Consider the following 7,905-nt stretch of genomic DNA (forward strand, 5'->3'; position numbering starts at 1 on the left):
ATGCAGAGGGCCCAGCCATCGGGACGCGACAGGGCCCCCTGCGCACGCTTGCCCCGCCCGTTGCGGGGCCGGACTGGATGGCCGCAGGCGGGCCGGGTAACACCAGCCACCATCGCGTCGGGCTGCTGGTGATCGGTGGCAACGCGCGGATTTCACGCAGGTATGCGATCGACTGGAGGCAGGTCCGCAACCAAGCGACCTTTGAGGGAGGTGCGGTCGACGCGCGCTCTTACCATGCCTATGGCGAGACGGTCTTCGCCGTCGCGGACGGCATCGTGGTCTCCGCCAGGGATGGCCTGCCGGACAATGTTCCGCGCACATCCAAGGGATTCCAGACCGCACTTCCACTCACGATGGACAATGTGGCCGGCAACACCGTCACGCTTGACCTCGGCGGCGGCCACTTCGCGCTTTACGCGCACCTCAAGCCGGGAAGCGTGTGCGTCAAGGAGGGCGATCGCGTGAAGCGCGGCCAAGCCTTGGGCCGCATAGGCAACTCGGGCGACAGCCGCGAGCCCCATCTGCACTTCGAGGTGATGGACAGCCCGGACCTGCTGGCGGGGGAGGGCTTGCCCTACCTGATCGACCGGTATGAGATCCGGTCGGCCGACGGTGGAGTTCATCCACGCGTTGATGAGCTGCCGATGTTGGAGATGCGGGTCGACTTCAGATCGGCTGAGGCGCTGTCCGACTGAAATCGCCCAAAGGCTTGATGTCCGCTCCTGGCCGGTAGCGGACCCCCTGCACATCGCCGGCGGCCAAGAGTTCGGGGCAGGCCTGGCGAGTTTTCCGCTACTTGGGTATAGGCTGAGGGAATGTGCGGACGATATGCTCTGTTCGGAAATCCCAAGCGCGGCGAGATGACCCTCCCTAACGGCTTCGCCGATGGGTATACCGACCGCGTCTGGAATCCCTTGGCGAATGTCGAGCCTCACTTCAACATCGCGCCGACGCAGATCCTGCCCGTATGCACGCTCGGCGAAGGCGGGCCGGGCCTCGAGTCCATGCGCTGGGGCCTGCTGCCCTTCTGGGCCAAGGACGCTAAGAAGTCGTACAGCACGATCAATGCCCGCGCCGAGACAGTCCGCACGGCCCCGGCGTTCCGGGAGGCCTGGAAGCGTGACCAGCGCTGCCTGGTGCCTGCCTCCGGCTGGTACGAATGGCTGGACGAGGGTGGGGCGAAGAAACAGCCGTACTTCATCCAGGACTCCGACGGACAGAACCCAATCATGTTCGCAGGCCTCTTTTCCCGGTGGACCGGGCAGGAGGGCAACGAGATCGCCACGTATACGATCATCACCACCGAGGCCCTAGGGGATATCCGGAAGATCCATCACCGGTCGCCTCGTGTGCTCCGGACTGGCGACTGGCAGGCGTGGCTGACCAGCACTGCGTCTGAAGCCGAGGCTTTCCTCCAGCCGCAGGAGTTTCCGCTGCAGATCCACCGAGTGGGACTAGCCGTGGGCAATCCCCGTAACCAGGGCGAACAGTTAATCGCGCCTCTCAATCCGGCGTGAGTTCGCGGTGGCCGCTACCGGGGCTCCCTGGCGTTGGCCCTCATGGGGATCGGTTAGGGACCATTATCGGGGGTAGGGAAGGGCACCTTTCGACGCGATGCGGACATGTGCTCCCATTAGGAAGTGCTGTCGGAGCCTCAGCCTGGGCCACTTTAGGCAGGCCTTGAGGAGGGCGCCCGGCGTCTGGGTTTGCGGCGGATTGTTTCCCGGATAAGCTCCGCCTAAGCTCTCCCAGAATCATCGGCTTGCGGTGGGTCGCCCAGCTCGTCGATCGGATTTATAACCGGACCCCGGAGTCCGCATATACGGTGGTTTGGCGCAAGGGGAAGGTTCATGGCGGAGTGGTTATTCGATAGCCAAGGCAAGCCATGCGTGATCTGGGATGACACGAAGATCCGAGACCGCCATGGAAAAGTCATAGCTTGGCTTGGTGGCAATAACGTCTACGCTTTTAACGGGCAGCACATCGGTTGGTTTGACGGCGGCGTCATCTTCGACTCAAGCAACTCTGCACTTGCTTTTAGCCGCAACCGTACAACTGGTCTTCCCAGCGTACCTGGTCTTTCTGGCACACCCGGAATGCCTGGATTAGCCGGCACTCCCGGACGACCAGGGTATTCAGGCACCCCGGGGCGCCCCGGCCGTGGCGGCTGGTCAAACCACGATGCGGCAGCCTATCTTGGTGCCTGACAATTCATTCAAGCCGAAGCCGCTTCGCGGCTCGGCTTAATTCAGGCGTTATACGTTTTTGAGAGGTCGTCGCAATGGCCAAGAAAGACCAGCACGTAGTTCCGAGTACCAGTGGTGGCTGGGCAGTCCGTCGCACGGGCTCAGAGCGTGCTTCTAAGGTGTTCACCACCCAAGAGGCAGCCGTCAAGCACGCCAGACAGCTCGCTAAGAAAGACAAATCAGAACTGTATGTGCACAAGAAGGACGGGACGATCCGAGCAAAGGATAGCTACGGCAACGACCCATATCCCCCCAAAGATAAGAAGCGTTAGAACGACATGGCATTCGAGAGCAACATCTTTATCAATTGTCCATTTGATAAAGACTATTACGGGCTACTCCGGCCTATTCTGTTCACAACGATCTATCTAGGCTTTAGGCCGAGAATTTCACTTGAGCGTAATGACTCAGGAGAGTCACGAATTACGAAAATTCTTGAACTTATTCAAGAATCAAAATACGCAATCCACGATCTATCTCGCATTAAGGCGCGTAAAGCAGGAGATGTTTTTAGACTCAATATGCCTTTCGAGCTGGGGCTCGACGTGGGCTGCCGAAATTTTGGTGGCGGCGAATTCTCGCAGAAGCGCTGCCTGATATTGGAAGCAGAGAAATATCGTTACCAAGCGGCACTGTCGGACTTGTCCGGGTCTGACATCGCAGCCCACCGCAACGAACCCGAGCAAGCAGCTACAGAGGTTCGGAATTGGCTAGCCACCCAGTGCCGCTCCAATGCCGCCGGGCCTGCCAAGGTGTGGGGTGCATTTGCAGACTTCATGGCAGCCAACTACGACGAACTGATCTCACGGGGCTTTTCGCAAAAAGATATAGAGGACCTGCCTATGCCGGAGCTAATCACCGGGATGGAAAACTGGGTCAGTGAAAACGTATAGCAATTCATTCAAGCCGAAACCGCTTCGCGGTTCGGCTTAAGTCAGGTGGTTCTTTGGCTAGTCGCGATGTCCGCTCCTGGTCGAGAGCTGACCTTCGTGTAGCAGGTGGATTAAGGAAGTCTATCGGAGGTAGGGAATGCCGATCCCAAAGGAGTCTTGGTGAGTGATTCGAGTCAGGGCTCTCCCATGCATTTGAGTCGTCGCTAGCGGATGCGCGCTGATGACTTGGCGAGCGCGATGACACACACACTTACATTCCCCAGCTGTGCTGCATCTTCAGCGTCTTGTAGTATTCCGCAGGACGCTGTGTCCAAAGGAGTAGAGGCAATGCCGTGGCAAAACGATCTGCGGCGCACCTCGCGAGATGCTGAGGTTGCCGAGCGCGTAATTGTGGCGGTGGAACAACTTCTTGAACTTGACGTCTACCTCTTCGTTAATCGCGTCGGCGAACGAGCCATTTCGCATCGATTAGCGATCTACGTGGAGGCACAGTTTCCCGGCTGGGACGTCGACTGCGAATACGACCGCGATGGCGTGGCGCGCAAGACAATTCCGGACGGGACCGGCAACGATGATGATGAGGGCAGCGCCGTGTTGCCGGACATAATCGTTCACCACCGAGGTCCCGGCGGTAATCATGTCGTGTTCGAGCTAAAGAAGTCCAGCAATCGCCTGCCCGATATTCGGGATCTGAACAAACTGCGCGCGTACGGGCATCACCTGGGATACGAGCACGGCGTCTTCATTCGCTTCGTCGTGGGTGAACCAGCTCCCGCCGTAAGCCGAGCGGAGTTCATCTACAGCGATTGATCTCGTCGGCGACGACGCGGGTCGACATCACCGCACTGCTTAGAGCAGGCTGGCCAGCTGTGTGCATAAGTGCTTAGAGGACGTGAATGTTACCGACGTGGGCATTCTGTTGACTCGGCGCAGCAAATGCATGAGCAAGCACGCCGAATAGACCCAGCAATGCGCGTTGTCATCGGCGGTCGCCTCCAGAACCAGCACCTGAAAACGTTCCGCAATGGGCGGATGGCTGTTCGCGATCGCCGACGGCAAGCCCGGCGCCTCGGCGTAGGCGATGCACAGCGCGGCCGTCGCCAGTCCCATGATTCGCTTGTTAGAAACGCTCACCTGAGGCTCCGCACGGCTCAGCGCGTAATCGGCAACGCGGTCGAGCAGCATGCGGCGGGCGTGTTCATCGCAGGCGCGTTCTTCAGCTACCGACACGGCCGGCGCATTTTGCTCAGCGGAGAACTGCAAGTGGCGAAGTTCGTGGAAGAAGGAGGCCGCCGTGGCGAGGCAGGCCAGGTCGAACGTGGCCTTGCCCGCGGGGTCTTTAGCTGGATCCGGACACGCACCCGGCGGCGGAATGTCGTCGGGCCACGCCACGTCCTCCAAGCGCTTCGCGTTCCGGATCTGCCCCGCGAAATAGGCCACCGCATCCATGTGCGACTCGATGGCTTCGAGATCAGCGTCGTCTGTGTGACCATGCAAGGATAACGGCACGCCGAAAGCCTGAGCCACGAAGATGTGCGGGCTGTACGCCGTGAGTGCATGCATGCCTAGGGTCGCAATAGCCCAGTCGAGCGCGAAGGTCTTGTGCATCCAGCGGACGCGGTGGCCGAGGGCGCTGAGGGCGGTTCCCACGTCATCTTTCCTGAGCTGGTACTCGGGTTGGAATTGTTCCCAGTTGGCGCGTAGTTCGGCCTCCCGCTCCGGGCACGCTGCCAGTAGCAGAGTTTCAACCACGTCGGCAGGTACCGACTGGAACATGGGCGTCGCCTCACTCATGGGCATCCTCGAAATGAGCATCTCCGTCCGCCGACAGTGTGCCAGTGGATCGCGCCCAGAATCTAGCCCCTCACCGTGCAGACGTATTCGGGTCGCCGACGCGCCGCGTGCGAATCCATCGGCGAAGCCCCCCCACCAAGTTCTGCCGCATTCGCGTCAGGAAGGCCCACGCGCCCTGTGTGGTGGCGAACCCCGCCGCGATCAGCAGGACGGTGTAGGCGTAGCTTGGAAAGGCCATGCTGGAGGTGAGTGCAATGGTGAGGCCGGCGAACTGCGCAAACATGGCCAGCACCGGCCCGCACACCAGCGCGTTGAGCATCAGGCGTTGGCGCTCATCGGCAGGCAAGGGTTTGTGGCGCTGGGAAACGGCCTGGATCACGAGGCCGCACATGAGCAATGCGGTCACCATTCCGCCCACGGCGCCGACCACGAGTAGGGACTGGCTCCAGCCCATTGCAAGGTACGCCGGCCGATCGATCACGAACAAGGTGACGGTCGTTGGCGCGAACACGCCCACGGCGCCAAGCAGGTAGGCGACGCCCCGTTCACCTTCGTACGCCTGCAGGAGGATCAGTCTGTGCTCGGCTGAGGTCGTCGGCATCGTGGCGTTGGCAGCGACCGGAGCACGCCGGTGGCATTGACGGGATTTTTTCATTGTCGTCCTAGGGCAATTCAATGAACGCGCAGCGTGAATTCGGGTGAGTTGGCGCTCCCAGACGATGCGTGAGCGATCGCAGTGGGCAGTCGAGGCTGGCGTGTACACCCCCGCCATGCAGGGGTCGGACGAGTTCCGCCAGGGCCAGGCTCGCAGCGAAGGCCCCCACGAACGGTGTGGCCACGGCCTTGGACGCCAGCATCGTCACCCCGCAAAGGTCACCGCTGTCGTCCGCGAGCTGTTTGTACGCGGTGTTGAGCACGGTTGCCTGCTGACTTGCGACCTGCGCGGGCCACAGCTCCGTGGCCGGGCGCGGTCCCGGCAAACTGTGTAGGCGCACGTTGCGAAAGTCGCGATAGCCGCTGCCCAGCCCGGCCTCGACGACCATCGCAAACGTTGCGGAGTCGAGATCGCGCCGCGCCGCTACGTTGTCCACGCCGAACAGGGCCACCATTGGCTCCCCGGGCTGCACCCGATGCTGCGCGCCGAAGCGGCGCTCCACCAGGTCGATGTCGAAACCGATCGCGTCTAGGCGACGTGCCACGACGCGCGTCTTTCGCTCCTTGACGTCATCGGCGCCCACCAGCAGGCACGTGCTCAGGTTGGAGGCAGTCACGCGGTCAAAATCCTGGAGGACCAGGCGCGGTCGGCGTTGCGCGGGGTAGGGGAGCATCGCCAGGCCCCATGCGTAGGCTTGCCCGAGGTGCCCCAGGCCGACCATCCACAGGTCGGTTGGCAGGTACGCCAACGCCGGCCCGCGGTGCTCGGGCGCACGCCAGTCCTCGATCGCCAAGGGGCTCCACAGAGACAGCCCGATTCGGCGGTGGCCTGCCTCGGGCGAGTCGCCGCGCACGTGGGAGAACATCTCGCTCACGGCGAGCGCACCGGCACAGACGCCCGCCAGCGGATTGTCGTCTCCGACAACCAAGTGGTCAGCGCTGTCGGCCGGCGCAACCTGCGCACACCAGCCATCCCAGGACGCGCGAAGGGTGAGGGCCGCACCTTCCGGCGGCGGACCATCCCCGATCAACAGCGACGGCAAACGGGGCGTCGGTGTGGCCGTCACGGCTCCCCCGAGCGCCGCCACGACGTCCGCGGCGGGCAGGCCCGCGAACAGCGGCACGTGCATCACCGGAGTGAGATCGCCGGTCACTTCCACGCCGCCCAGCAGCGCGCGCGAGGCGGTACTGACCGCGGTGACAACACAAGCCTGGCCAGCCAGCGTGCTTGCCCAGCCCTCGGCCAGGTGGATTCGCAGCCGGTACTGCTGGAACAGCGCGAGCGCCGCCTCCGGCGTGGCAACCTCCCCGGCGTCCAGCGCCAGCTTCGCCAGGCGGTGCATAGCATCGGCATCGAACTGCGTCATGGTTCGCCCTCCGGCGTCGTGAAGGTCATGACGCGCGCCACGGATGCTCCGCGGTAGCGCGTCCAACGATGGGCGCCTTGGTAGACGTACAGCCCGATTTGATCAAGGCCGACAGGCCCTTGCGCGAAGTCCGGGATGATAAGAGCCACGTGCCCCGCGATCGCCAGCATCGGGTTCTCGCTATCGCTGCGGCTCTGCCCCGCGCCGAAACGGTGGGTATGCACGTCGGCAACGACTTCGAGGGCGTTCGTGGCACAGTAGTCCCATAACCGACTGAAGCTGGCGCTGGACAGATGCACGAAGTCCGTTTGCAGCGCATCCGCCTGCAGTTCCTCGTAGGGCAGGAAGCGGGTGACTTTCCGCACCCCGTTTTGGACCTGGCCCAAAAAGAATCCGCCGCTCTCGCGCACGCCGGCGCCCTGCTCGCGAAGGTGCGCGAGGATCGCCGCCCACAGCCCCGGAGAGACCTCAAGCCGCAACGCGTTCATGGTCGAGGCCTTGAAGCAGGTCGTGCACCACCTCGAGGTAGTGCGAAATCCCCTTCGCGGGGTTCCAAATAAGCTGCGGATACTGCGCTGGCCAGGCGTCGTGTCCGACCAGGCTCTCCCGGTCGCAGGGCACGTACAGCGCCATGCCGCCTTTCCAGTCGGGCCGAAAGGCCAGACTCATACGCTCGCCGACGCGAGGCCATCGCGAATCCGGCAGACGCATGCCGGTCTCCAGGTCCCAGAACGTGCCCGTGGGCGCTGCCGTCGGGAACCCCCTGCAGTCGAGCCGCAGCACGAACTCCTGCCCGTCGCCCGCGAACACGCCGATGAAGACGAACGGCCAGTCGAGCCGGTGCAGCCGCCAGCGCCCACGATCCTGGCCAGACAAGAAGCGGGGGGGGGGGGGGGGGGGGGGGGGGGGGGGGGGGGGGGGGGGGGGGGGGGGGGGGGGGGGGGGGGGGGG

At 63.0% G+C, this 7,905-nt stretch carries 10 protein-coding genes; 5 read left to right on the plus strand and 5 right to left on the minus strand.

The features are described from left to right. The 5 genes from K0M70_RS04835 to K0M70_RS04855 form a co-directional block, all read left to right on the plus strand. Window positions 1-695, plus strand: a 695-nt coding sequence (locus K0M70_RS04835; protein ID WP_290780003.1) for a M23 family metallopeptidase, incomplete at its 5' end; no start/stop codon positions are given. A gap of 120 nt (window positions 696-815) precedes the next feature. Next, window positions 816-1,517: an SOS response-associated peptidase gene (locus K0M70_RS04840; RefSeq protein ID WP_290780006.1), complete on the plus strand. Its 702-nt coding sequence runs from the start codon at window positions 816-818 to the stop codon at window positions 1,515-1,517. A gap of 764 nt (window positions 1,518-2,281) precedes the next feature. Continuing rightward, window positions 2,282-2,518: a DUF2188 domain-containing protein gene (locus K0M70_RS04845; protein WP_290780009.1), complete on the plus strand. Its 237-nt coding sequence runs from the start codon at window positions 2,282-2,284 to the stop codon at window positions 2,516-2,518. A gap of 6 nt (window positions 2,519-2,524) precedes the next feature. After that, a complete protein-coding gene (locus tag K0M70_RS04850; protein ID WP_290780012.1) occupies window positions 2,525-3,139 on the plus strand; it encodes a hypothetical protein in 615 nt (204 codons plus the stop codon). Between the two features lie 327 nt (window positions 3,140-3,466). Next, entirely contained in the window at window positions 3,467-3,949 is a 483-nt protein-coding gene (locus K0M70_RS04855) for a hypothetical protein (protein WP_290780015.1), read from the plus strand. Between the two features lie 39 nt (window positions 3,950-3,988). Here the strand turns inward: K0M70_RS04855 and K0M70_RS04860 are convergent, their stop codons facing one another. The 5 genes from K0M70_RS04860 to K0M70_RS04880 form a co-directional block, all read right to left on the minus strand. Then, complete coding sequence (locus K0M70_RS04860) at window positions 3,989-4,915, minus strand: phage exclusion protein Lit family protein (RefSeq protein WP_290780017.1); 927 nt, start codon at window positions 4,913-4,915, stop codon at window positions 3,989-3,991. Window positions 4,916-5,003: 88 nt separating this feature from the next. Further along, window positions 5,004-5,588 carry a hypothetical protein gene (locus tag K0M70_RS04865; RefSeq protein ID WP_290780020.1) on the minus strand — a complete coding sequence of 195 codons (585 nt, stop codon included), beginning with the start codon at window positions 5,586-5,588 and terminating at the stop codon, window positions 5,004-5,006. A 7-nt stretch (window positions 5,589-5,595) separates the two neighbouring features. Continuing rightward, window positions 5,596-6,954: a ThiF family adenylyltransferase gene (locus tag K0M70_RS04870; RefSeq protein ID WP_290780023.1), complete on the minus strand. Its 1,359-nt coding sequence runs from the start codon at window positions 6,952-6,954 to the stop codon at window positions 5,596-5,598. Beyond that, complete coding sequence (locus K0M70_RS04875) at window positions 6,951-7,442, minus strand: hypothetical protein (RefSeq protein WP_290780026.1); 492 nt, start codon at window positions 7,440-7,442, stop codon at window positions 6,951-6,953. The genes K0M70_RS04870 and K0M70_RS04875 overlap by 4 nt, the downstream gene beginning before the upstream one ends. After that, window positions 7,423-7,665, minus strand: coding sequence for a hypothetical protein (locus tag K0M70_RS04880; RefSeq protein WP_290780029.1), 243 nt, complete (start codon window positions 7,663-7,665; stop codon window positions 7,423-7,425). Before K0M70_RS04880 ends, K0M70_RS04875 begins: the two co-directional genes overlap by 20 nt. Window positions 7,666-7,905 lie beyond the last annotated feature (240 nt).

This window comes from Arenimonas sp., from assembly GCF_019459675.1.
Lineage (GTDB): Bacteria > Pseudomonadota > Gammaproteobacteria > Xanthomonadales > Xanthomonadaceae > Arenimonas.